Annotated in this window: 24 protein-coding genes and 1 tRNA gene; 14 read left to right on the top strand and 11 right to left on the bottom strand. The window is 68.5% G+C overall.

The features are described from left to right. Positions 1-86: 86 nt before the first annotated feature. The 6 genes from ACO07J_RS19165 (at position 87) to ACO07J_RS19140 (ending at position 9,021) form a co-directional block, all read left to right on the top strand. The gene (locus ACO07J_RS19165) at positions 87-2,144 is read left to right on the top strand and encodes a hydantoinase/oxoprolinase family protein (protein ID WP_422031934.1); all 2,058 of its coding nucleotides are present in this window, start codon (positions 87-89) and stop codon (positions 2,142-2,144) included. Positions 2,145-2,214: 70 nt separating this feature from the next. After that, complete coding sequence (locus ACO07J_RS19160) at positions 2,215-3,948, top strand: hydantoinase B/oxoprolinase family protein (RefSeq protein WP_422031932.1); 1,734 nt, start codon at positions 2,215-2,217, stop codon at positions 3,946-3,948. 86 nt (positions 3,949-4,034) lie between these two features. Further along, the gene (locus ACO07J_RS19155; RefSeq protein ID WP_422031930.1) at positions 4,035-5,105 is read left to right on the top strand and encodes a DUF2793 domain-containing protein; all 1,071 of its coding nucleotides are present in this window, start codon (positions 4,035-4,037) and stop codon (positions 5,103-5,105) included. Positions 5,106-5,119: 14 nt separating this feature from the next. Then, entirely contained in the window at positions 5,120-5,440 is a 321-nt protein-coding gene (locus ACO07J_RS19150) for a hypothetical protein (protein WP_422031928.1), read from the top strand. Continuing rightward, the gene (locus ACO07J_RS19145; RefSeq protein WP_422031926.1) at positions 5,437-5,799 is read left to right on the top strand and encodes a hypothetical protein; all 363 of its coding nucleotides are present in this window, start codon (positions 5,437-5,439) and stop codon (positions 5,797-5,799) included. The genes ACO07J_RS19150 and ACO07J_RS19145 overlap by 4 nt, the downstream gene beginning before the upstream one ends. Before the next feature lie 141 nt (positions 5,800-5,940). Then, the gene (locus ACO07J_RS19140; RefSeq protein WP_422031924.1) at positions 5,941-9,021 is read left to right on the top strand and encodes a calcium-binding protein; all 3,081 of its coding nucleotides are present in this window, start codon (positions 5,941-5,943) and stop codon (positions 9,019-9,021) included. A 54-nt stretch (positions 9,022-9,075) separates the two neighbouring features. On the opposite strand, the gene ACO07J_RS19135 is transcribed toward ACO07J_RS19140, so the two are convergent. After that, positions 9,076-9,705, bottom strand: a complete 630-nt coding sequence (locus tag ACO07J_RS19135) for a hypothetical protein (RefSeq protein WP_422031922.1) — start codon at positions 9,703-9,705, stop codon at positions 9,076-9,078. A gap of 153 nt (positions 9,706-9,858) precedes the next feature. Then, positions 9,859-11,199, bottom strand: coding sequence for a phosphoglucosamine mutase (gene glmM / locus ACO07J_RS19130; protein ID WP_422033446.1), 1,341 nt, complete (start codon positions 11,197-11,199; stop codon positions 9,859-9,861). Positions 11,200-11,421: 222 nt separating this feature from the next. Here glmM and smpB point away from each other — a divergent pair, with 222 nt between their 5' ends. Next, positions 11,422-11,898: an SsrA-binding protein SmpB gene (gene smpB / locus ACO07J_RS19125; RefSeq protein WP_422031920.1), complete on the top strand. Its 477-nt coding sequence runs from the start codon at positions 11,422-11,424 to the stop codon at positions 11,896-11,898. Between the two features lie 68 nt (positions 11,899-11,966). Here the strand turns inward: smpB and ACO07J_RS19120 are convergent, their stop codons facing one another. Continuing rightward, on the bottom strand, positions 11,967-12,533 hold the full coding sequence (locus ACO07J_RS19120) for a helix-turn-helix domain-containing protein (RefSeq protein ID WP_422031918.1): 567 nt from the start codon (positions 12,531-12,533) through the stop codon (positions 11,967-11,969). A 71-nt stretch (positions 12,534-12,604) separates the two neighbouring features. Between ACO07J_RS19120 and ACO07J_RS19115 the strand changes: the two genes are divergently transcribed. Together ACO07J_RS19115 and ACO07J_RS19110 are read left to right on the top strand one after the other, a co-directional pair. Then, positions 12,605-13,750: an MFS transporter gene (locus ACO07J_RS19115; protein ID WP_422031916.1), complete on the top strand. Its 1,146-nt coding sequence runs from the start codon at positions 12,605-12,607 to the stop codon at positions 13,748-13,750. Between the two features lie 109 nt (positions 13,751-13,859). Then, positions 13,860-14,702 (top strand): alpha/beta fold hydrolase, encoded by an 843-nt coding sequence (locus ACO07J_RS19110; protein WP_422031914.1) that lies wholly within the window; start codon positions 13,860-13,862, stop codon positions 14,700-14,702. A gap of 133 nt (positions 14,703-14,835) precedes the next feature. Here the strand turns inward: ACO07J_RS19110 and ACO07J_RS19105 are convergent. Both ACO07J_RS19105 and ACO07J_RS19100 read right to left on the bottom strand, forming a co-directional pair. After that, a tRNA-Ala gene (locus ACO07J_RS19105) sits at positions 14,836-14,911 on the bottom strand. Between the two features lie 89 nt (positions 14,912-15,000). Beyond that, a complete protein-coding gene (locus ACO07J_RS19100) occupies positions 15,001-15,330 on the bottom strand; it encodes a TIGR02300 family protein (RefSeq protein WP_422031912.1) in 330 nt (109 codons plus the stop codon). Between the two features lie 117 nt (positions 15,331-15,447). Between ACO07J_RS19100 and ACO07J_RS19095 the strand changes: the two genes are divergently transcribed. Together ACO07J_RS19095 and ACO07J_RS19090 are read left to right on the top strand one after the other, a co-directional pair. Continuing rightward, positions 15,448-16,140 carry a M48 family metallopeptidase gene (locus tag ACO07J_RS19095; protein WP_422031910.1) on the top strand — a complete coding sequence of 231 codons (693 nt, stop codon included), beginning with the start codon at positions 15,448-15,450 and terminating at the stop codon, positions 16,138-16,140. 31 nt (positions 16,141-16,171) lie between these two features. Beyond that, positions 16,172-16,822: a GntR family transcriptional regulator gene (locus tag ACO07J_RS19090; protein WP_422031909.1), complete on the top strand. Its 651-nt coding sequence runs from the start codon at positions 16,172-16,174 to the stop codon at positions 16,820-16,822. Positions 16,823-16,856: 34 nt separating this feature from the next. On the opposite strand, the gene ACO07J_RS19085 is transcribed toward ACO07J_RS19090, so the two are convergent. After that, positions 16,857-17,228 carry a VOC family protein gene (locus ACO07J_RS19085; protein ID WP_422031907.1) on the bottom strand — a complete coding sequence of 124 codons (372 nt, stop codon included), beginning with the start codon at positions 17,226-17,228 and terminating at the stop codon, positions 16,857-16,859. 42 nt (positions 17,229-17,270) lie between these two features. After that, positions 17,271-18,233 carry an acetyl-CoA carboxylase carboxyltransferase subunit alpha gene (locus ACO07J_RS19080; protein ID WP_422031905.1) on the bottom strand — a complete coding sequence of 321 codons (963 nt, stop codon included), beginning with the start codon at positions 18,231-18,233 and terminating at the stop codon, positions 17,271-17,273. 159 nt (positions 18,234-18,392) lie between these two features. Between ACO07J_RS19080 and ACO07J_RS19075 the strand changes: the two genes are divergently transcribed. Beyond that, the gene (locus tag ACO07J_RS19075; RefSeq protein ID WP_422031903.1) at positions 18,393-19,292 is read left to right on the top strand and encodes a DMT family transporter; all 900 of its coding nucleotides are present in this window, start codon (positions 18,393-18,395) and stop codon (positions 19,290-19,292) included. Here ACO07J_RS19075 and ACO07J_RS19070 read toward each other — a convergent pair. The 3 genes from ACO07J_RS19070 to ACO07J_RS19060 form a co-directional block, all read right to left on the bottom strand. Next, the gene (locus ACO07J_RS19070) at positions 19,289-19,900 is read right to left on the bottom strand and encodes a class I SAM-dependent methyltransferase (RefSeq protein ID WP_422031901.1); all 612 of its coding nucleotides are present in this window, start codon (positions 19,898-19,900) and stop codon (positions 19,289-19,291) included. The two genes, ACO07J_RS19075 and ACO07J_RS19070, sit on opposite strands and share 4 nt — an antisense overlap. Next, the gene (locus ACO07J_RS19065; protein WP_422031899.1) at positions 19,897-20,511 is read right to left on the bottom strand and encodes a hypothetical protein; all 615 of its coding nucleotides are present in this window, start codon (positions 20,509-20,511) and stop codon (positions 19,897-19,899) included. Before ACO07J_RS19065 ends, ACO07J_RS19070 begins: the two co-directional genes overlap by 4 nt. 118 nt (positions 20,512-20,629) lie before the next feature. Then, a complete protein-coding gene (locus tag ACO07J_RS19060; protein WP_422031897.1) occupies positions 20,630-21,238 on the bottom strand; it encodes a LysE family translocator in 609 nt (202 codons plus the stop codon). An 82-nt stretch (positions 21,239-21,320) separates the two neighbouring features. On the opposite strand from ACO07J_RS19060, the gene ACO07J_RS19055 reads away from it, so the two are divergent. Together ACO07J_RS19055 and ACO07J_RS19050 are read left to right on the top strand one after the other, a co-directional pair. Further along, positions 21,321-21,764 (top strand): Lrp/AsnC family transcriptional regulator, encoded by a 444-nt coding sequence (locus tag ACO07J_RS19055; protein ID WP_422031895.1) that lies wholly within the window; start codon positions 21,321-21,323, stop codon positions 21,762-21,764. A gap of 89 nt (positions 21,765-21,853) precedes the next feature. After that, on the top strand, positions 21,854-22,333 hold the full coding sequence (locus ACO07J_RS19050; RefSeq protein WP_422031893.1) for a hypothetical protein: 480 nt from the start codon (positions 21,854-21,856) through the stop codon (positions 22,331-22,333). A 65-nt stretch (positions 22,334-22,398) separates the two neighbouring features. Here ACO07J_RS19050 and ACO07J_RS19045 read toward each other — a convergent pair whose 3' ends face one another. Further along, a complete protein-coding gene (locus ACO07J_RS19045) occupies positions 22,399-22,992 on the bottom strand; it encodes an MliC family protein (RefSeq protein WP_422031891.1) in 594 nt (197 codons plus the stop codon). Positions 22,993-23,018 lie beyond the last annotated feature (26 nt).

Below are 23,018 nucleotides of genomic sequence, written 5' to 3'. Positions count from 1 at the left end.
GCGGGATCAAGCCCAAACCCGCCACGTTGACTTTTCCCCAAGGCTCGACAACGCTCGCAACCGATAACAACAGGGGTTGAGGGCAGATGGCGCAGGAACGGTCCGGGCTGGTGGCGGGCATCGATGTGGGCGGCACGTTCACCGATCTATTGCAGCTCGACCAGACGACCGGCGCCGTGCGCATCGCCAAGGTGCCCAGCACGCCGGAAAACCAGGCTTTTGGCGTGATGAACGCGCTCACCGCCGCCGAATGCGACCTCGCCGCGCTCGACCTGATCGTGCACGGCACCACGACAACTACCAACGCCGTTCTCGAACGCAAGCTCAGCCGCACCGGCCTCATCACCACGCAAGGTTTCCGCGACGTGCTCGAACTTGGCCGCCGCACCCGGCCGCAGGCCTACGGCATGACCGGCCAGTTCACGCCCCTCATCCCCCGCGACCTGCGCCTCGAAGTGCCGGAACGGGTCGATGCCGCCGGCGCCGTCGTCACCCCGCTTGACGAAGACGCCGTGCGCGCCGCCGCGCAAACCCTGCTCGACGCCGGGTGCGAGGCCGTCGTTGTCCACTTCCTCCATTCCTACGCCAACCCCGCCCATGAACAGCGCGCCGGCGCCGTGCTGGCCGAGATCTGGCCCAACAGCCACATCACCCTCGGCCACGCCATCCTGCAGGAATCCCGCGAATTCGAACGGGGCGTCACGGCGGCGGTCAATGCCAGCGTCCAGCCCATCCTCGACCGCTACCTCCGCCGCCTGACCGAAAGCCTCGCCGAGGGCGGGTACGACCGCGACGTGCTGGTGATGAACGGCAATGGCGGCATGGTCTCCTCGCGTTTCGTGGCACGGGAAGCGGCGAAAACCGTCATGTCCGGACCCGCCTCTGGCGTGATGGCCGCCGCCTATACCGGCCGCGTCGCCGGCATGCCCGACCTGCTGACCTACGACATGGGCGGCACCTCGACCGACGTGGCGCTGGTGCGCGGCGCCGAACCTGCCGTCTCGAACGAGATCGAGATCGAGTACGCCATGCCGATCCACGTGCCCATGGTCGACGTGCGCACCGTCGGCGCCGGCGGCGGCTCCATCGCGCGCGTCAACGCCGCGGGCCTCCTCGAAGTCGGCCCGCAAAGCGCCGGCGCCGACCCCGGGCCCATCTGCTATGGCCGCGGCGGCACCGAACCCACGATTTCCGACGCCAACCTCCTCCTCGGCCGGCTCGACCCCGGGCGCCTTGCCGTCAAGGGCGGCGTCACTCTCCAAACCGTCGAAGACATCTTCGCCGAACGCCTCGGCAAACCGCTGGGCCTCACCGCCCACGAAGCCGCGCAAGCCGTCGTGCAACTTGCCAACACCACCATGGCAGGCGCGATCCGCATGGTTTCCCTCTCCCTCGGCGCCGACCCGCGCGACTTCGCCCTCTTCGCCTTCGGCGGCGCGGGGCCGCTGCACGCCGCGGCGCTGGCCCGCGAGCTCGGTGTCCCCCGCGTCCTCGTGCCCAGCCGCCCCGGGATCACCAACGCCATCGGCTGCGTCGTCGCCGACCTCCGCCACGATTTCGTGCAAACCATCAACACCCCCGTCGATGCCTTGGCCGAAACCCAGCTCGCCGACATCTTCGCCGCCCAGAAAGCCGAGGGCGAACGCCTGATCGCCAAGGAGCGGGTCGAAATCCGCGGCCTCCGCCACCTCTACAGCGTCGACATGCAATTCGTCGGCCAGACCCACCTCCTCCGCGTAGACCTCGAGACGCCGGAGATCGACAACGCCAGCCTGCGCGAGCTGTTCGAGATCGCCTATTTCCGCCGCTTCCGGGTCGAACTCTCGGAAATCCGTGCCAACGTGGTCAACGCCAACTGCTCCGTCATCGGCGCCCGCGTGCCGCTCGACCTCTCCACCCTGATCGACCCGTCGGGCCGCAAACCCGCCCTCGCCGACGCGCAGACCGGCACCCGCCCCGTCCGCTTCGGCCACGACATCCACGACACACCAATCTACTGGCGCGATCACCTGCCGCTCGACTTCACCCTCTCCGGACCGGCGATCATCGAACAGATGGACACGACCCTCCTCATCGAACCCGGCGACCGGGCGACAGGCGACCCGCACGGCAACATCATCCTTCACGTGGGGGCGCCAACATGACCCCAACGCACACCCGCCCCGGCCCCCGAACCGGGGCCTCGCACCACGAAACAAACCCGGGACGAGCCGCATGATCGACCCCATCACCCTCTCCGTCATCCAGGCGGGCCTGCAACAGGTCTGCGACGAGATGGATCTCAGCTTCTCCCGCGCCGCCTTCTCTCCCGTCATCGCCGAGGCCAACGACCGCTCCGACGGCATCTACGACGCCGCCGACGGCGCGCTCATCGCCCAAGGCGCGGGCGGCCTGCCGGTCTTCGTCGGCACCATGCAATATTCCACCCGCACCCTCATCCGGATGATCCGCGAGGGCCGCGCCGGCGCCCCCGAGCCCGGCGACATCTACATCGTCAACGACCCCTATCTCGGCGGCACCCACTTGATGGATGTGCGCTTCGCGCGGCCCTATTACCGCGACGGTCAGCTCTGGTGCTGGCTTTCCAACACCGGCCACTGGCCGGACACCGGCGGCGCGGTGCCCGGCGGCTTCTCCGCCTCCGCCACGGCGGTGGAACAGGAAGGCCTGCGCCTGCCGCCCATCAAGCTCTTCAAGAAAGGCCAGCTCGACGCGGAAATCTACGCCATCATCTGCTCCAACATCCGCGTCGCCGACCAGCGCATCGGCGACGTCAAGGCCCAGGCCGCCGCGCTCGACCTCGGCGCCGCCCGGCTCGACGCGCTGCTCGACCGGTACGGCGACACTACCGTCTCGCAGGCCATCGCCGAACTCCGCAAGCGCGCCGCTGCCCAGATGCGCAGCTTCATCGCCGACATCCCCGAGGGCACGCACCAATCCACCGCCTGGGTCGACAGCGACGGCGTGGTCAACGAACCCCTCGCCATCCGCCTTGCCGTCACCCGGCAGGACGACCAGCTCACCTTCGACTTCACCGGCTCCAGCGCGCCCTGCGCCGGGCCGATGAACTCCGTCCGCGCCACGACCTTCTCGTCGGTCTACCTCGCCATGCGCCACATCTTCCCCGAGGTCCCGATCAGCGCCGGCGCCTTCGAGCCCTTCACCATCACCGGGATCGAGGGCACCTTCCTCGACGCCCAATACCCCCGCCCCGTCTCGGGCTGCGCGGCGGAAGTCTCGCAACGCATCGCCGAGGCGGTCTTCGCCGCGCTCGTCGACGCCCTCCCGGACCGGGTCACCGCCGCCCCCGCCGGCACCTCCGGCAACTTCGCCCTTGGCGGCCACGACCCGGCGAAGGGCCGCGACTTCGTCATGTACCAGCTCTCCGGCGGCGGCTATGGCGGCTATGCGGGGGGCGACGGCATCACCAACGGCTGCTCGACCATCGGCATCTCCAAGGCCCCGCCGGTGGAGATCATGGAACAGGCCTTCCCCGTCCTCTACCACCGCTACGCCCTGCGCGAAGGCTCCGGCGGCGCAGGGCAGATGCGCGGCGGCTTCGGCCTCGATTACGAGCTCGAACTCCGCCGCGGCAATGCCAAGGCCAGCTTCGTGATGGATCACGGCCGCTATGGACCCCAGGGCGTGTTGGGCGGCGCCGACGGCGCGCCCAACGAGGTCACCGTCTGGCGCGACGGCACGGCCTACGTCCCTGAACACCTCTCCAAGGAACAGGACATCCCGCTGGCCCCCGGCGACCGCGTGCGCGTGAAAACCCCCGGCGGCGGCGGATACGGCGACCCGATGACGCGCGACCCCGCGCTGGTCGCGCGGGACGTGGCGCTGGGCCGCTACACGACTGATCAGGCCGAAACCCTCTTCGGCGTGGTGCTCAGGCCCGACGGCGACATCGACCCGCAGGCCACCAGCTCGAAACGCGGCGCCTGATCCGCGCAACGCACGGTCCTCTCAACCTCCGTTAATGCACCGCACCCTAGACCTCCGGCGACCTAATCCAAGGGAGCCGACCACCCATGTCCGACATCACCGCGCGCCTCGACCTGCCGTTGATCCAGCCGTCCCAGGCGCAGAAACACGTCACCCATAACGAGGCGCTCCAGGTGCTCGACGGCCTCGTCCAGGCGGCGCTGGAAGAGACCGGCGCCAACACCCCGCCCTTCGAGCCCGTCACCGGCACGCTCTATGCCATCGGCCCCAGCCCGACCGACGACTGGGCGGGAGAGCCGAACAAGCTGGCCCTGCGCATCACCGAGGCGTGGCTCTTCATCGACCCGCAGGTGGGCTGGCGCGCCTGGGACAAAGCCACCGAACAATTCAAGGTCTTCGACGGCACCGGCTGGGCCGAGATCCTCCCCGACCTCGACAACCTCGACGGCATCGGCATCAACACGGCCTCCGACGGCACCAACCGCCTCGCCGTCGCCTCCGCCGCCACGCTCCTCACCCACGAGGGCGCGGGCCACCAGCTCAAGATCAACAAATCCGCCGGAACCGACACCGCCTCGCTGCTCTTCCAGTCGAACTGGACCGGCCATGCCGAGATGGGCCTCGCCGGCGACACCGCCTTTTCCGTGAAGGTCAGCGATGACGGCAGCACGTGGCACGACGCCCTGCGCGCCGATCCGGCGACCCAGCAGATCGAAACCGGTTTCCAGCTCACCGGCGCGGCCGTCCAGCAATCCCCCACCGATACCACCGCGGGCCGCCTGATGCGCGCCGATTACGGCTTCGGGCCGGGCAACCTGCTGGGCACCGTGACCCAATCCGGCGGCACCCCCACCGGCGCGGTCATCGAACGGGGCAGCAATGCCAACGGCGATTACGTGCGCTTTGCCGACGGCACGCAGATCTGCGGCAAGCGCAGGCTGGCCGGTGCGGTGGGCGCCGTGATCTGGACGTACCCCGCCGCCTTCGACCAGGCGCCGACGGTGCAGGGGATTCTGACCAAGGCCACCCTGTCTGGCGGCGGCGCGATGCAATCCGGGTTCTCCGGCACGACAAGCTGTGACGTTCAGGCCTTCGACTCATCGGGCGGGCCGGTGGCCACGGATATGAACGTCTTCGCCTTCGGGCGCTGGTTCTGAGGAGGAGCGAGACCATGAAACTGACCTTTTCACCGATCCGCGCCGACGGGGCGCTGACCCTCGCCCGGTCGGGCGATACCCTGACGATCAACGACGAACCGTTCGATTTCGCGCCCGTGCCGCCGGGCGCGACCCTGCCGCGCGCGGCAATCGCCAGCCCGTGGATCGCGGGCGACGTGACCCGCGACGCGGCAGGTATACTGACGGTGCCCCTGATCCTGCCGCACGGGGCCGGCGCGGCGCAGGACGCACGCTTTCCCGCGCCCCTCACCCTGACGGCGGACGGGCCGGTGCCCCTGCCGCCCCACGCCACCGGAACGGAGGGCCCGGCATGAGCAATATCGACCTGACCCAGATGATCACCGCCGGGGAAAAGACCCGCCGCGCGGCAGAGGCACGGCATATGGCCGCGAAAACCGAATGCCGCCGCCGCATCCTCGCGGTCGTGGACGAGGTGACGCAGATGAACCTGGCCCATGCCCTGCTCGCGGAACAGGCGCGCCGGGGAGCGGGCGGCGGCGACTCGGCCCTGACGGAGAACGAGGTGGCGACGATCCGGCGGATGCAGGGCTGGATCGCCGAGATGCGGGCGGCCTGCGCCACGGCGACAGACGATCCCTCCCGGCCAGTTGACGATGCGGCGCACTGGCCCGCCCCGCCCGAAGGCCTCGCCGCGCTGGCGGCCCGCTTCTGACCGGAACCTTAACAGACCGATAATACCCAACCCGTCGAATTAATTTCGACGGGTTTTTCACGGTCTCGCCCCAATGCCATCCCGCTTCGGCGCCACATCGCGCGGCATCCCTTCTGGCGGTGGAACAAAGGGGTGAGCAGGATGGAACTGCAACTGCGGGGCACGATCGCGACCGGCCAGGGCGTGCTGGACACGGGCATCAGCGACCTCGAGTATGTCGACGGGCCGAACGGCCCGGTGCTGATCTCGGTCTCGGGACCCGAAGGAGGGCTCGCAACCTACCGCCTGCGCGAGGACCGCCTGCCGCATTCGGGGGATCAGGCACTCCATACCACCGGCCAGGTCAGCGGCGCCGGCCACGACCTTCTGGTCACCGACACCGGCGGCACGGTCCGGCTCTACGCCACCGGCTTCAACAATGACGGCATCCTCCGCTATACCCTCGGCACGGGCGGCGATCTTGGCGGGCGGGCGGTCCTGCGCGGCGCCGATATCGGCGCGGCGCCCGCGGTTGCGGCCATCACGGCGGGCGGCGACCTGATCCTCGCCGATCCGGGGCAGGCGGGCTTTTCGGTGCACGGCACGGGCGGCGGGTCGCTCGGCACGGGCTACACCGTCGCCGATACCGCCGCGACCCATGCCGACGCCATCGCCGCGGCCGCCACCGCGGGGGTCGGCGGCACCGATATCGTCATCGTCGCCAGCCAGTCCGAGTACGGCGTCACGGCCTACACCATCGGCGCCAACGAGGCCCGCGCGGGCGACAGCATCGGCCCGGCGCAGGGCCTCGGCATCATGGTGCCCACCGACATCGCCATTGCCACCACGGCCCAGGGCACCTACGTGATCGTCGCCTCGGAACCCTCGAACGGCGAGTCCGGCGCGCTCAGCGTCATGCGGCTCGACGCGCAGGGCGGGCTGACGCCGACTGATCACGTGCTCGACACCCGCGACTCGCGCTTCGGCAACGTCCAGAAAGTGGCCACCCTCACCCATGACGGGCATACCTACGTGGTGGCGGCGGGCGGTGATGGCGGTGTCACGCTGTTCGAGCTCATGCCCGATGGAAGGCTCGTCCATATCGACAGCTTCGAAGGCACGATCCAGGCCCCGCTCGGCGACGTGACCGCGCTCGAGCTTGCCGTCATCGGCGACGAACTCCAGGTCTTCGCGGCCACCGAGGAAGACGCCGGCATCGCCGTGCTCCGCGCCGACCTGTCGCAACAGGGAACCGTCCTCGTCGCCGGCACCGGCAACGACACCCTCACCGGCACCGGGCGCGACGACATCCTGCTCGACGGCAGCGGCAGCGACCGGCTCGAGGGGCGCGGCGGTGCCGACCGCTACGTGCTCACCCCCGACGGCCAGACCGACACGATCGTCGGCTTCGACCCGGCCCAGGACATCCTCGACCTCTCGGGCCTGCCCTTCCTCTACGACGTCGCGCGGCTGGACATCGTCAGCACCTCCTACGGCGCCCGCATCACCTACCGGGGCGAGACCATCATCCTGCGCAGTGCCAATGGCCAGCCGCTCGACCCCGAGGCGGTGCGCGGCGCCGTCGAGGTGGCGATCAACCGCAGCTTCTCGGCCCCGGCCCGTGAAATCGACGGCACGACCGGCGCCGACCTGCTGCGCGGCGACTGGGGGCCCGACACGCTGATCGGCAATGACGGCAACGACACGCTCGAGGGGCATGACGGCGGCGATCTCCTGGTCGGCGGGCGGGGCAACGACCGGATCCTGGGAATGGATGGCGGCGACATCCTGAAGGGCGGGCGCGGCACCGACCTGCTTTACGGCGGCGAGGGCGCCGATACGCTCTATGGCGGCAGCGGGAACGACCGGCTCCTGGGCCAGAACGGCGGCGACGCCCTGTTCGGCCAGGGTGACGACGACACCGTCGAGGGCGGCAATGGCGATGACACCCTGCATGGCGACCTGGGCAACGACCTGTTGCTCGGTGGCGCCCAGAACGACCGGCTCAATGGCGGCGACGGCGCCGATACCCTGCGCGGCGACGACGGCGACGACACGCTGGCCGGCGACGCGGGCAACGACCGGCTCGACGGGGGCACCGGCAATGACAGCCTCGAGGGCGGCGACGGCGACGACAGGCTGTTCGGACAATCGGGGGCCGACACGCTGCGCGGCGAGAATGGCAACGATTCCCTGCGCGGCCAGGTCGGCAACGACCGGTTGTTCGGCGGCGCGGGGGCCGACACGCTGCGCGGCGACAGCGGTCACGACACGCTCAGCGGCGACGGTGGCAACGACCTCCTCTTCGGCGGCGGGTGGAATGACAGCCTCCTCGGCCAGACCGGCCATGACACGCTCTACGGCGAGGCCGGCAACGACACGCTGCGCGGCGGCGACCACAACGACCGGCTGCACGGCGGCGAGGGGCACGATTACATCACCGGCGACACCGGCAACGACGAGCTTCGCGGCGACGCGGGCAGCGACTCGATGTACGGCGGCGCGGGGGCGGACTCGCTCTATGGCGGGGCAGGCCGCGATACGCTCAACGGCGGCGACGGCAACGACTCGATCAAGGGCGGCGGCGATGCCGACCTGCTGATCGGCGGCAACGGGGCGGACTACCTGCACACCCAGAACGGCGACGACATCGCCCGCGGCGGCGACGGCGGCGACACGCTGATCGGCAACAACGGCGAGGACACGCTCTTCGGCGATGGCGGCGCCGACTCGCTCAAGGGCGGGTTCAACTGGGACAGCCTCTCCGGCGGCGACGGCAACGACACGCTGCTCGGGCAGAACGGCAACGACACGCTCGACGGCGGCCGCCACGATGACAGCCTGCGCGGCAACAACGGCAACGACGTGCTGTATGGCGGCGGCGGGTACGACATACTGGAAGGCGGCTACGGCAACGATTGGCTCGACGGCGGCAACGGCAACGACACGCTGATCGGCATCGGCGGCGCCGACACCCTGATCGGCGGCGGCGGCGACGACATCCTCAGCGGCGGCAACGCCCGCGACGTGTTCATCTTCGACACCGATACCAACACCGGCCACGACACGATCACCGATTACCAGAACGGCACCGACGTGATCCGCCTCGACGGGGGCGCCGACTACGACGACCTCACGATCCGCCGCAGCGGCGGCGACACGGTGATCAGCTGGGACAACGGGACGATCACGCTGGAGGGCGTGACAGGCCGGATCGACGAGGACGATTTCCTGTTCGGGTGAGGGGGGGCGAGTGCACGGACGTATTCGGCGTTCAGCGTCACGGAGTACAGCGACCTAAAGCCTCGACAAGAATGAGTCGCCCGCCTCCAATTGACTAGCGGCCAGGTTCCCGCTGATCGAATTCGTTGAGAACACAGCGTTCCGGCAATTGCGAAGCAACTCCGCCGCACCATTCCAGCGGCTCCACCGATGAACGATGACGAACCGTTCGCCTCGCTCGACCTGGGGCAGTAATACCTGCCGCAACCAATCCTGGTGGTACAACGCCGAAGGAAGGGATCTCGTCATGCGGGCTACGTGCTTCGCCCTTCCATCTACTGAACGGTAGGCGACCCCGTTCACCAGCACCCCGACACCGTCCACCAACCATCGACTGTAATTTCGCTCAAGGTAATAGCGCGCTATGGTTCTTTCGTTTGGGCTGACCGGACGCGGATTCGCCAGCATGTCACGATATTCGTCATGCGCCCTCGGATCAGGAAACTCGTTCGGTGTTCCCGAACTGCTGTACCCGCCGTTATTCCCCAGTATGACGATCGGGGCATTGATCACGTCTCCGATGAAGGCTGGAGGAGGAAAATCCAGATTGAACTCATGATCCGGGAAGGACTCGAAAGTCGGCACGTCGACGGGATGAACCGTGCCTTCCAGCTTTGACCAATGATCCGAAAGTTCTTTTGACATGCGCAAACCAATCGGGACTGTGTACTAGTTCGGCTTCAACCGCGCTCGCTTGGCGGCCAATCGCGCCAAGCACACATTCGGAGCCCCGAAGCCTGTCCCACTATACGATCTGCGCGAAGCGTGTCACCCTAAAGCCGCGAACCGCCGCCACCCTCAGCTCGCCGCCTTCACCGCATCGACCACGCTGGTCAGCACATCGTCCAGCAGCCCCGGCTCCAGCGCCTCGGCCATCACCCGGATCAGCGGCTCGGTCCCCGACTTGCGGATGAGCAGCCGCCCGTCATTGCCCAGCCGCGTCTCGGCCTTGGCAATCGCCTCCTGCACGGCCTCGGCCGAGAGCGGCTGCGAGCCCTGCTTGTAGCGCACGTTCACCAGCTTCTGCGGCACCGGTTCGAACACCCGGGCCAGCTCGCTCGCCGGCTTGCCGGTCTCGACCATGCAGCCCAGGAACTGCAGCGCCCCGATCAGCCCGTCGCCGGTGGTGGCATAATCCGTCATCACGATATGCCCCGACTGCTCGCCGCCCAGCGTGTAACCCCCGGCGCGCATCTCCTCGACCACGTAGCGGTCGCCCACCGCGGTCCGCTTCAGGTCGATGCCCCTGGCATTGAGATGCCGCTCGAGGCCAAGGTTCGACATCACCGTCGCCACCAGCGTGTTGCCCGCCAGCCGCCCGTCCTCGGCCCAGCGCGTGGCGATCAGCGCCATGATCTGGTCGCCGTCAGCCACGTGGCCGGTCTCGTCCACCAGCACCACCCGGTCGGCATCGCCATCCAGGCAGATACCGATATCCGCCCGCGTCTCCAGCACCTTCTGCGCCGCCGCCTCCGGGTGGGTCGAGCCGCAGCCGTCGTTGATGTTGTAGCCGTTCGGGTCCACCCCGATCGGGATCACCTCGGCACCCAGCTCCCACAGCACGCTCGGCGCGGTGCGATAGGCGGCGCCGTTGGCGCAATCCACCACCACCCGCAACCCGTCCAGCCGCTTGCGATAGGGGAAGGTCGTCTTGGCATATTCCACGTAGCGCCCGCGCGCGTCCTCGAACCGCTTGGCCCGGCCGATATTGTCGGGCTGCGACAGCGGCACGCCGTTCTGCATCAGCGCCTCGATGCCCGCCTCGGCCTCGTCCGACAACTTGAACCCGTCCGGCCCGAACAGCTTGATACCGTTGTCATGCGCCGGGTTGTGGCTAGCCGAGATCATCACCCCCACATCGGCCCGCAGGCCATGGGTCAGGTACCCGATCGCCGGCGTCGGCACCGGGCCCAGCAGGAACACGTCCATGCCGGTCGAGGTGAACCCCGCCGTCAGCGCATACTCGATCATGTAGCCCGACCGCCGCGTGTCCTTGCCGATCACCACCCGGTGTTCGTTCTGGTCCCGGCGAAAGAACCGGCCCGCCGCCGTGCCCAGCTTCAGCGCCATCTCGGCCGTCATCGGCCAGCTGTTGGCCCTCCCTCGTACGCCATCGGTTCCGAACAGCTTTTCCGCCATGTCTTTCATCCTCGTCTCCGCCATGCTCGGTCTGTCGCGCCGCGCTCATTTTTACCTCCATATCCCCTGTGCCGGGGCCTGTCCAATCACGGCTCGCGACAATCCTGTGGCATTCCTCCCCCATCCGGCCCCCGATCGGCGAACCCCCGCCTTTCCTCCGGGTCGCCCATGCCCTATATTGCATCCTTCCGGCATCAACCCGAGACGCCCAGAGGACGACCGATGGCCAAACCGAAGGACAATCCGAACTACAAGGTGGTAGCCGAGAACCGGCGCGCCCGGTTCGACTATGCCATCGAGGACGACCTCGAATGCGGCATCATCCTCGAAGGCTCCGAGGTGAAATCCCTCCGCCAGGGCTCGTCCAACATCGCCGAAAGCTACGCCATGGTCGAGGAGGGCGAGCTGTGGCTGGTGAACGGCTATATCGCGCCCTACGAACAGGCCAAGACCTTCCAGCATGACGAGCGCCGCAAGCGCAAGCTGCTGGTCTCGAAGAAGGAACTGGCCCGCCTCTGGAACGAGACCCAGCGCAAGGGCATGACCCTGGTGCCGCTGGTGATGTATTTCAACCATCGCGGCATCGCCAAGCTCAAGATCGGCATCGCCAAGGGCAAGAAGAACCACGACAAGCGCGAGACCGCTGCCAAGCGCGACTGGAACCGCCAGAAACAGCGCCTGCTGAAAGAACACAGCTGAGGCAGGGGCCCGATTTCTTCAAAAGAAATCGTCCCGAAATCTTCTAAAGATTTCGGCCCCTTACCGCCTCACAAGGTCTCTACCAGCCGCGCATGGCTGCCATCCGACAGCCGGAACCGCGTCCACGCCATCGGCCCCTCGCGGATCTCCAGCAGCCGGCTCTTCCGCCCGCTCGTCCGGAACGCCATCACCGGCGCCGCCACGTCGTACCAGCCCGCCGCCTCCAGCCGGCCCTCCGCCGCCACGATCTCCGCGCTGGCGCATTCCCACAGCAGCGCCCCGTCAAGCTCCTCCGGCGGGCGCCGGAAGCTCCGCGCCCGTGCGCCCGAGAAGGCCAGCAGCCGATGGGTCAGGTCGCAGACAAGATGCACCGGCGCCGCGCTGTCCCGCACGAATTGTCCCAACCGCCGATCCGCCGCCCCGGTCAGCCGCGCCGCCAGCAGGTCGGCCAGCGCCCGCGCCTCCGCCCCGCCGGGCCGCTGCTCGCCCCGCTCCCAGCGCGAGATCTGGGGCTGCGACACGCCCAACAGCTCCGCCGCATGGCTCTGCTTCACCCGGTGCAGCGCGCGCCACGTCCTGAGCCCGCGCCCCAGATCGCTCCGGCAGCGCGGCGGCATGTCAGGGGTCTCGTCCATGGTGTCAGGAATATCTTATGCCTCGCGCCCCCGGCAAGCGCCAACTATCGCGGCCTCACGGAGGTGCCGCAATGCCGCTCGGACGACGTGAAACCTGGATCTACCTGACCGGCCTCCTGGCCGCGGCGCAGATGGGCAAGATGCCCCCGCTCATGCCGCTGATCTCGCCCGAGCTCGGCCTTTCCCTGCTGGCCGGCGCCATCGTCATCTCGCTGATCGAACTGGGCGGGGCGCTTTTCGGTGCCCCCGCCGCCGGCATCGCCGCGCGCTGCGGCGAATGGCGCACCCTGTCGCTGGGCCTCGCGCTGCTGACCGCCGGGAGCCTGGGCGAGGCGCTGGCCCCCGCCGGCCCCTGGCTCACCGCCGCACGCGTGGCCGAAAGCGCCGGCTACCTCGCGGTCATCGTCTCCGCCCCGGTGCTGATGGCGCGCGAGGCGCAACGCCTCTCCCCCGGCGCGGCCCTCGTGGTCTGGAGCACGTTCTTCCCGGCCGGGCTCGGCCTCGGCACCGTGCTCTCGGGCGCGCTGGCCGCCCCGCTCGGCTGGCGCGGGGTGCTGCTGATGTGGGCGCTGGCGGGCGCCGCCCTCTGGTTCTGCGCCCCGCGCCACGCAACCGCCGCCAGACCCACCGCCCCGATCACCGCCTTCCGCCCCTCCGGCACGGCGCTCGTCCTCGCCGCGGGCTTCGGCGGCTTCACCTGCTTCCACGTTGGCATCCTCGCCCTGATGCCCGAATTCCTGATCTCGCAGAAAGGCGCCACACCGGGGCTGGCCGGACTTATCACCGGGCTCGGCGGCTTCCTCACCATCGCCGGCATCGCCCTGCCGCTCTGGCTCTCGCGCCGCTCCCCGCTGCGGCTTTCCCTGCCGGTCCTGGCCCTTGGCCTGCTCCTGCCGGCATGCCTGCTCTTCGGCGTTTTCCACCCGGCCGCGTCGCTCGGCACCAGCGCCGCGCTCTTCCTCGCGCTCAACCTGCTGGCCGGCCTCTTCCCGCCATTGGCCTTCGGATCCATCCCCCGCTTCGCCGGTCCCGGCGGGCTCGGGCCCGCCAACGGCGCCCTGGCCCAGGCAGGGGCAGCCGGCTCCCTCCTCGGCCCGCCAGCCTACGCGGCGGTCGTCTCCCACGCCGGCTGGCTGCCCGCCGCCGGTTTCGGCCTCGCCCTGTCGCTCGTGCCGCTGCTGCTCCTGTCCGCGCTCGAAGCCCGCAACCGGCCCTGACGGCACGCCATCGCCGCTCATCCTCAAGCGAAGGTCCGCTTTGACCCGGACTTGGCCATTGTAGCCAACCCACGCCGCTCGTATTTGAAGTTCGAGCGAGGAACCTGACATGCGGCTTGTCGAACATAACAACATTGCACTGGCCACCGAGAGCTTCGGAAACCCGGGGAACCCGCCAATACTTCTGATCATGGGGGCGACGGCGTCCATGCTGGGCTGGCCGGAGGAATTTTGCACCGCCCTGGCCGAACGCGGGCATCACGTGATCCGTTACGACCATCGCGACACCGGGCAATCGACAACCGTGCCATTGGGCGAGGCGTCCTACTCGGTAGAGGATCTTGCCGAGGACGCGCTCGCCGTGCTCGATTCCCAAGGGATCGAAAAGGCAGACATCGTCGGCATGTCGCTGGGCGGCTATATCGGCCAGATGCTGGCCCTCACACGGCCGGACCGGGTCGCCACGCTCACCCTGATTGCGTCAGAACCGCTTGGCTGGGACGGCGAAGACCTGCCCCATATTTCGCAATCGTTCCTTGATCATTTCGAACGACTTGGAACATTGGACTGGTCGAACCACGACGACGTGAGGGCGTTTCTCGTCGAGAGTGAGCGGCTCTGCGCCGGGAGCATGGCCCCATTCGATGAAGAACGCGCAATTGCAATGGTCGAAAAGGTGATGTCGCGCACGGATAGCCTGTCCAGCATGTTCAATCACGGCGCGGTTGCAACCCGCGACGACTGGACCAGCCGATTTCGGGAGATCGGCCAGCCGGTTCTGGTCATTCACGGGGCCGAAGACCCGATCCTGCCGGTCGAGAACGGACGCGCCCTTGCCGAGTGTATTCCCGGCGCATCGCTTCACGTTCTCGATCGTGTCGGGCACGAACTTCCGCTGCCGATATTGCCGGAACTGGCAGAGCGTATCGCAAGGCACGCCGCCAGGGCCTGACGCTCGACAGCCGCCGCCAAACGGCAGACACGCGCGCCCAGCGGGGCGCGGGGCATTTACGGCATCGCCACCGTCAAACCCGCGACTTCTGACAAGCAGGGCAATCCTGTGAATGTTCTGAAAAAGGGAAGTTTGGTGGAGCCTAGGGGGATCGAACCCCTGACCTCTTGCATGCCATGCAAGCGCTCTCCCAGCTGAGCTAAGGCCCCAAACCTGTCCGGACCACCGGGTCCGGCAATTGCCGCTATCTAGGCAAAGCGCCGGGCGGGATCAAGTGGAAAATCCCGCCCCCGCGCCATCAGTTCTCGTTGTCTTCGTCCGACACGTCGGCGATGTCGTCGAGCGAGACGTTGTCGTCATCATCGTCGTCGTCCAGCACGTCATCGCCCAGATCGACATCGACATCATCATCATCGTCCAGCACGCTCGAATCCACGTCGTCGCTGCCGGCTTTCATCTTCTTGGTTTCCGCGTCCTCCGCATCGGCGGTGATCGACCGGCTCTTGCCGGTTTCCAGTTCCACCACCTCGCCGGTATACGGGCTGACGATCGGGTTCTTGTTCAGGTCGTAGAACCGCTTGCCGGTGGTCGGGCAGACGCGCTTTACGCCCCATTCTTCCTTGGGCATGGGTGATCCCTCTTGAATCTCTCTGGTCTTGCAGACAATCCGCGCCACCTGCCATAAGTCCGGTGAGGTGTCAAAGGCTTTGCACCGGCCTGCGCGAAAAGCTTGTATCGAGGGCATATGGGCCATCACATCCTTCCCGGCAACCCCCCGGTTGCCCTGATCCTGCGCCGCTCGGCCCGGGCCCGGCGGATTTCGCTGCGCGTCTCGGGCGTTGACGGGCGGGTCACCCTGACCCTGCCCCGCGGCGTGGCCGAGCGGAAGGCGCTGGAATTCGCCGAGGAAAAGGCCGGCTGGCTGCGCAAGCAGCTCAGCCAGCGGCCCGACGAGGTCGACGTGACCCTCGGCGCCGAGCTTCCCGTCGGCGGTGTCCCGATGCGAATCGTCGCAGGCACCGGGCGCAGCGTCCGCGCCGAGGGCGAAACCCTCCTTGTCCCCGGCGCGCCCGAGGCCGTGCCCGCCCGCCTCCGCGCCTGGCTCAAGGCCCAGGCGCGCGACCGGCTGGCCGAGGCGTCCGACCGCTACGCCACCGTGCTCGGCCGCCCCTATGCCCGCCTCACCCTGCGCGACACCCGTTCGCGCTGGGGCTCGTGCTCGCATGACGGCGGGCTGATGTATTCCTGGCGCCTGATCCTCGCCCCCGCGGACGTGCTCGACTACGTCGCCGCGCACGAGGTCGCGCACCTGGCCGAGATGAACCATTCCCGCGCCTTCTGGGACACGGTCGAGCGCCTCAAGCCGGGCTACCAGCCCTTCCGCCGCTGGCTGCGCGACAACGGGGCGTCGCTCCACCGCTACCGCTTTGGCGATTGACGAGGGCCCGCGCGTGATCACAAATACCGACATGTTGATCACACCCCGCCCCGATCCGGCGCCCAGCTCCGCCCATGACCGCGTCTACCGGGGCCTGCGTACGCGCATCATGCATGGCGAACTGCCCCCCGGCCACGCCCTGACCCTGCGCGGGCTGGCCGCCGAGTACGACGTCTCCATGACCCCGGCGCGCGAGGCGATCCGCCGCCTCTCCGCCGAAGGCGCGCTCACCGTCTCCAGCTCGGGCCGCGTCACCACGCCCGAGCTTGGCAACGAACGCATCGAGGAGCTGGCCGCCCTCCGCGCCCTGATCGAGGTGGAACTGGCCAGTCGCGCCCTGCCCCGCGCCCATATCGCGCTGATCGACCGGCTGCAGTCGATCAACGGCCACATCGCCGAGATGACCGCCCGGCACGACGCGGTGGGCTATATCCGCCGCAACCTCGAGTTCCACCGCACCCTCTACCTCCGGGCGCAGGCGCCGGCGATGCTGGCGATGGCGGAAACAGTCTGGCTGCAACTTGGCCCGACGATGCGGGCGCTTTACGGCCGCCTGCAACGGAAAGACCCGCCGCATTACCACCGCCTGATCATCGCGGCGCTGAAGGCGGGCGACGAACCGGGCCTCCGCCTTGCCGTGCGCTCGGACGTGACCCAGGGGCTGAAGATGCTGCTGGCCTGACCGCCCGCCGACATCGCGGTGGGCCGCGCGCCCCTCAGGTTGACGGCGTGTGACACACCGCCTCGAGCCGATTGCCATCGGGATCGTTGACGAAGGCGGCGTAATAGGCGCCGTGGTATTCCGGGCGCAGCCCCGGCGCACCGGCGTCGCTTCCACCACCGGCCAGCGCTTCGGCATGAAACCGGTCGACACTCTCCCGGTCCGGCGCGCTGAACGCCACATGCGTCCCATGCCGCGCGGTGCCGTCATCGCGCTGCAGGCCGAAATCCTGCCCGCCTTCGATCCCGTAGGTCAGCATCGTTTCGTTGTCCCACAGCAGCGGCAGGCCCAGCACCGGCATCACCCGGTCATAGAACCGCCGCGCCGTCTCGATATCCGAAACACCCAGCGTCACGTGGTCGAACATGGCCGCCATCCCTCACGCCTCCGGGTCGGCGCCCCGCCTTCGTCAGGCCGCCAGCCCCTTGCTGCCCATCGCCAGGAACTTGTCCCGCCGCGCCTTGACCAGCGCCTTGCGGTGCTTCTCCGACAGCTCGCCCAGCATCGCCTCGATGGTTTCCCCCACCGCCTTGATCGTCTTCGGCGGATCGCGATGCGCGCCGCCCAGCGGTTCGGGAATGATCCGGTCGGTCACGCCCAGCTTGTGCAGGTCCTGCGCCGTCAGGCGCAGCGCCTCCGCCGCCTCCCGCATCTTCTCGGCATCCTTCCACAGGATCGAGGCACAGCCCTCGGGGCTGATCACCGAGTAGACCGAATGCTCCAGCATTGCCACGCGGTTGGCGCTGGCAAACGCCACTGCCCCGCCCGAGCCGCCCTCGCCGATGATCACGCTCACCAGCGGCACGCCGATCTGCAGGCAGGTCTCCGTCGCCCGTGCAATCGCTTCCGACTGGCCCCGCTCCTCGGCGCCCTTGCCGGGATAGGCGCCGGGCGTGTCCACCAGCGTGATCACCGGCAGGTTGAACTTGTCCGCCATCTCCATCAGCCGGATCGCCTTGCGATAGCCCTCGGGCCGCGCCATGCCGAAATTCCGCTGGATCCGGCTCTTGGTGTCGTTGCCCTTCTCGTGCCCGATCACCATCACCGGCCGGTCGTTGAATCGCGCGAGCCCGCCCATCACCGCCTGGTCGTCGGCAAAGTTCCGGTCGCCCGCCAGCGGCGTGTACTCGTGGAACAGCGCCTTGATGTAATCCCGGCAATGCGGCCGGTCGGGGTGCCGCGCCACCTGGCATTTCCGCCAGGGCGTGAGGCCCTTGTACAGGTCCTGAAGCATCGTGGCCGCCTTCTTGTCCAGCGCCCCGGCCTCTTCCGTGACATCCATATCCTCGTTCGCCCGCGCCATCGCCCGAAGCTCTTCGGCCTTGCCTTCGATCTCGGCCAGCGGCTTTTCGAAGTCGAGGTAATTGGTCATCCACGTCGCTCCCGTACTGTCGTGCCCGTATATGGCCGCTGAAGGGTGGATTTGCAAACAAATCGACACCCCGACAGGGGCTGTCAGCACCCCCGCGCCATCGCCTTGCGGCCACGCCCTCACCGGCTAAGCTGCCCCCGACCCGACAGGAGCCCGCCCGTGACCGCCCCCGCCACCCCGCACCGGCCCGACAACCTGCCCCTCGCCGTGGGCACCATCGTCTTTACCGTGCTGGGCCTGTCGCTGGGCGACGCCATCATCAAGCTCACCTCCTCGAGCTTCCCGCTCTGGCAGATCTTCACCCTCCGCTCGGCCCTCGCCCTGCCCCTGCTGCTGGGCGTGCTCGCCCTCTGGTTCCCCGCCGCCCTCACCCGCCCCGCCGCGCCGGGCTGGACGGCCCTGCGCAGCCTGCTCCTCGTCACGATGTGGATCGCCTATTACGCGTCGCTCCCCCACCTGCCGCTCGCCATCGCGGCGGCGGCCTACTACACCCTGCCGCTCTTCATCACCCTCTTCTCGGCGCTTGCCACCCGCGACCGCATCCCGCCCCTGGGCTGGCTCGCCGTGGCCCTCGGCTTCGCCGGCGTCCTGCTGATTCTCCGCCCCGACGCCGAGCATTTCAGCGCCTATGCCCTCCTGCCCCTCCTCGCCGCCATGCTCTACGCCGCGGCGATGATCCTCACCCGCACGAAATGCCGCGGCGAACATCCGATGATGCTGGCCCTCGCCCTCAACATCGCCTTCGTCCTCGCGGGCGGGCTCGCCACGCTCTTCCTGCCGCAAGCCGACACCGGCTTCCTCTCCGCCCCCTGGGCCGCCATGACCTCGGCCAACTGGGGCGCCATGGCGATCCTCGCGCTCTCCATCATCATCGGCAGCGTCGGCACCGCCATCGCCTACCAGGCCGGGCCCTCCTCGGTCATCGGCACGTTCGATTTCGCCTATGTGGGCTTCGCGGTGGTCTGGGGCGTGATCTTCTTCGCCGACATCCCCGGCCCGGTCACGCTGGCCGGCATGACCCTGATCGTCGCCGCCGGCATCCTCTCGCTCCGCCGCTAGCGCTTCCGCGCCAGCAGGATCCCGTGCCCCCCGCAGGTCTCGTCGTTCAGCACGTAGGCCACGACCTCCGCCCCACCCTCACGCAACAGGCTGGCATACTCCTCCCCGTCAAGGCTCGCATGGTAGATCGGCTCGTCCCCCACGCAGCCCTCCGCCTCGCCATCCCCCGGCCCCACCGTCAGCATCAGCGGCCCGCCCGGCCCCAGATGCTGCAACAGCTTCGGCACCACCTGCCGCTGCTCTTCCCGCGTCAAATGAAAGAAACTGTCCCACGCCAGCACCCCGTCGAACCGCTCCTCCAGCGCCAGCGCCCGCATATCCGCCACGCGCCAGTCCCCCTCCGGCCGCCTTGCCCGCGCGATTTCGATCATCGCCGCCGCGCCGTCCACGCCGGTCACGGCAAACCCCAGCCCTGTCAGATACTCCGCAATCGGCGCCCCGGTGCCACAGCCCACGTCCAGAACCCGGCCGCCCCCGGGCAGCATCCCCGCAAACCGGTCCAGCCACCCGCGCTCGAACAGCACCCGGCTCCGCTCCCGGTCATACCACGCCGCGTTCCGCTCGTATGTCTCCAGCACCCGCCCGGCCAGTTCCGCGGGATCGCTCACGCCTCCAGCCCGGCCTTCAGCGCCAGCTCGGGCGAGGCCAGAACCGGCACGCCGACATCCCCCAACAACTCCGCCGCCCCGGCCATCGACACCTGCGCCAGCACGACACAGCCGATCTCCCGCCCGCTCTCGATCACCTGCCGCACCTCCCCGGCCACCACGGCGGCAAACGCCTCCGTCTCGCCCACCTCGAAAAGCGGCCAGAACCGCATCAGCGGCATCGGATGCACCACGGCCTCGCGCCCTTCCGCCGCCAGCGCCCGCTCCAGCAGGCCAAGGCTCGGCCCCCAGGTGCTCTCCAGCCCGTAGGCCAGCAGCACCGGCCCGCCGTTCCGCGCCGCCTCCCGCATCATCGGCCAGTCCACCCGCATCGCGCCCGCCTTCTCCGCCGCCGGCCCGATCGTCGTGCAGGTACAGATCACCACGCCCTCCGCCCCGGCCACCGCATCGGCGATCTCCGCCTCAAGCTCCGCCGAAACGCCGCCCTGCGCCCGGGCCAGCCAGTCCTCCCGCACCACCTGGCAAAGCGCCGCCCCCGGCGAAATCCGCGCGCCCAGCGCCTCGAACCGCGCCCGGTGCCCCTCGGCCGTATGCAGCAACGTCACTCTCATGCCCACCGCCATAGCACGCGCCCGCCCGGCCCGAGAAGCACCGAACGTCACCGACGCGGCACTCCCCCGGCTTCTTCTTGGTCCAAATATCCAGATCCCGACGCCCGCGCCGAACGCCTCACGTCGAGGCGGGCCACAACACCGGCACCAGCGTCGCCACCAGCAGCACCGCCATGGTCCAGTTGAACACCCGCAGCCGCACCCGATTGTTCAGCAACCGCCGCATCTGCTGGCCCAGAACCGTCCAGCTCGTCGTGCTGATCACCGAGACCGCCACGTAGACCCCGGCAACCCACAGGACCGCCGCAAGGTCGCGGCTGGCGGCGTAAAGGGTGATGGCGCTCAACGCCATGCTCCACGCCTTCGGGTTCACCCACTGGAACGCCGCCGACTGCACGAAGGACAGGGGCTTGCCCTCCGGCGCATCCTCCGCCTCCTTCGGCGGCGCGGCATGGGCGATCTTCCACGCCAGGTACAGCAGGTAGGCCACGCTCAGGACCTTCAGGATGGTATAACTCGGCGTCCAAAGGTCGAAGACCTGCATCACGCCCACGCCGACCAGCACCACCATCGACGGAAAACCCAGCCCGATCCCCATCATGTGCGGCACGCTCCGCCGGAAGCCGAAATTGGCCCCCGAGGCCATCAGCATGAAGTTGTTCGGCCCCGGCGTGATGACGGTGACGAAGGCAAAGGCGACAAGGGCGGTGAATATATCGAGTGTCATGAACGCAAACCTATGCTGCTATCCGTGCATTTGAATTGCTTTCTTTTGCGCTTGAAGATAAAATTTGCAATTATTCATCCCCATGGACCACATCAACCAACATATATTGCAGGAGCTGTCCCGCGACGGCCGGATCAGCAATCTCGACCTCGCCGAGCGAATCGGGCTCTCCCCCTCCGCCTGCCTCCGCCGCGTGCAGGAGCTCGAACGCCGCGGCGTCATCGCCGGCTACCGCGCCGTGCTCGACCGCAGCCGCCTCGGCATCGGCTTCGTCGCCTACGCCACCGTCGGCCTCAACTCGCACACCAAGGCCAGCCAGGAGGCGTTCGAGCGGGCGATGGCGGTCGCGCCGGAAGTGGTCGAATGCCACAACATCACCGGCTCGGTCGAATATCTCCTGCGAATCGAGGTGGCCGACCTGCCCGCCTACAAGGCCTTCCATACCGACGTGATCGGCACCCTGCCACAGGTCAACGCCATCACCAGCTTCGTGGTCATGGGCTCTCCCAAGGACGCCCGCGCCTGACGGCCAGGCCCCTCACGGCTTGCCAGCGTGACGATTGCACCCTTAGACTCGGGATGACGAACCAACGACAAACTCGAAGGGGAGACATCATGAAACGCACAGCCACCATCGCCGCCCTCGCCGCGCTCCTTGCCGCGGGCCATGCCACGGCCCAGGCCTATACTAGCGACGGCAACGCCAGGGGCCAGTCCAAGACCGAGGTGATCGAGGTCGGCGCCGACCACCAGTTCATGAATGTCCGCGCCATCTACAACAGCTTCGAGATGGAGGATTCCACCAATCCCATGAACAAGCTCAGCGGGCCCTGCTTCGGCGTGCTGGAAGTGCGCGGCGGCGCGGTCGAGGGCAACGGCGTCTGCGTGCTCGACGGGCTGGAAGGCGACCGGGTCACGCTCGGCTGGAACGCCCGCCGCCGCGACCCCCAGGGCAATATCCACGGCTACTGGCACATCAGCAGCGGCAGCGGCCTCTGGCTCAAGGCCTCGGGCGGCGGCACCTTCATGTCCAACGTGAACCCCGCCAACGGCACCGCCACCAACACGCTCCGCGGCGCCGTCACCCTGCGCTGAACGGCGCCCTCACCACCAAACCTCACCCGCCCCGGCCCCCGAGCCGGGGCCACGCGCGGCGCCCGTCACCGCTCCTCCACCAGCTCGCACTCGAAGCTGGTCCCGTCCGGGTCGGGCTCCCGGTATGTCGCCCGGTCCCCCTTCATCCAGATCGACCGCCCGAAACTCCCCTCGTATTTCGCCCCCGAGGCGGCCATCACCTGTACCCCGGTATCCACCGAATCCCCCCGCTCGAAGCGCAGCGAGGGCAGCTCCGTGTCAAAGAACATCGTCACCACCTCGTTCGCCGGATTGCCCCCGCAGGCCCAGAACGCCGTGTTGAACGGCGCCTCCAGCATCCATTGCGTCACCAGCTCCGCCTCCCGCCGCAGGTACTCGGCCCGGACACAGTCCGCCGGATCATTCGCCTTCCAGCACTCGTCCCGCCCCTTGATCCAGCCCCGCTGGTAGGCCCGCAGCTCGTCCGCATCACCGCCCGCGACCTCCAGCGCCGCCGCGTACCGACCGGCCACCCGCCGATCCAGCGCGGCCAACCCCGCATCGGCACAGATCAGCTCCTCCGCCGTACTCCCGGCCTTGCCGCAATCGAATGACGGGCCCTCCTGCGCGCCGGCCTGCGCCGCCAGCACCATCAGCAACCCACTGAAAACACGGATCATGACTCTCTCCTTCGCAACCGGGGTCT

This window comes from Roseovarius sp., assembly GCF_965228755.1.
In the GTDB taxonomy this organism is placed as follows: Bacteria; Pseudomonadota; Alphaproteobacteria; order Rhodobacterales; family Rhodobacteraceae; genus Roseovarius.
Note: the sequence above shows the minus strand (reverse complement) of the source record. Positions and strands in the feature narration are given on the sequence as shown.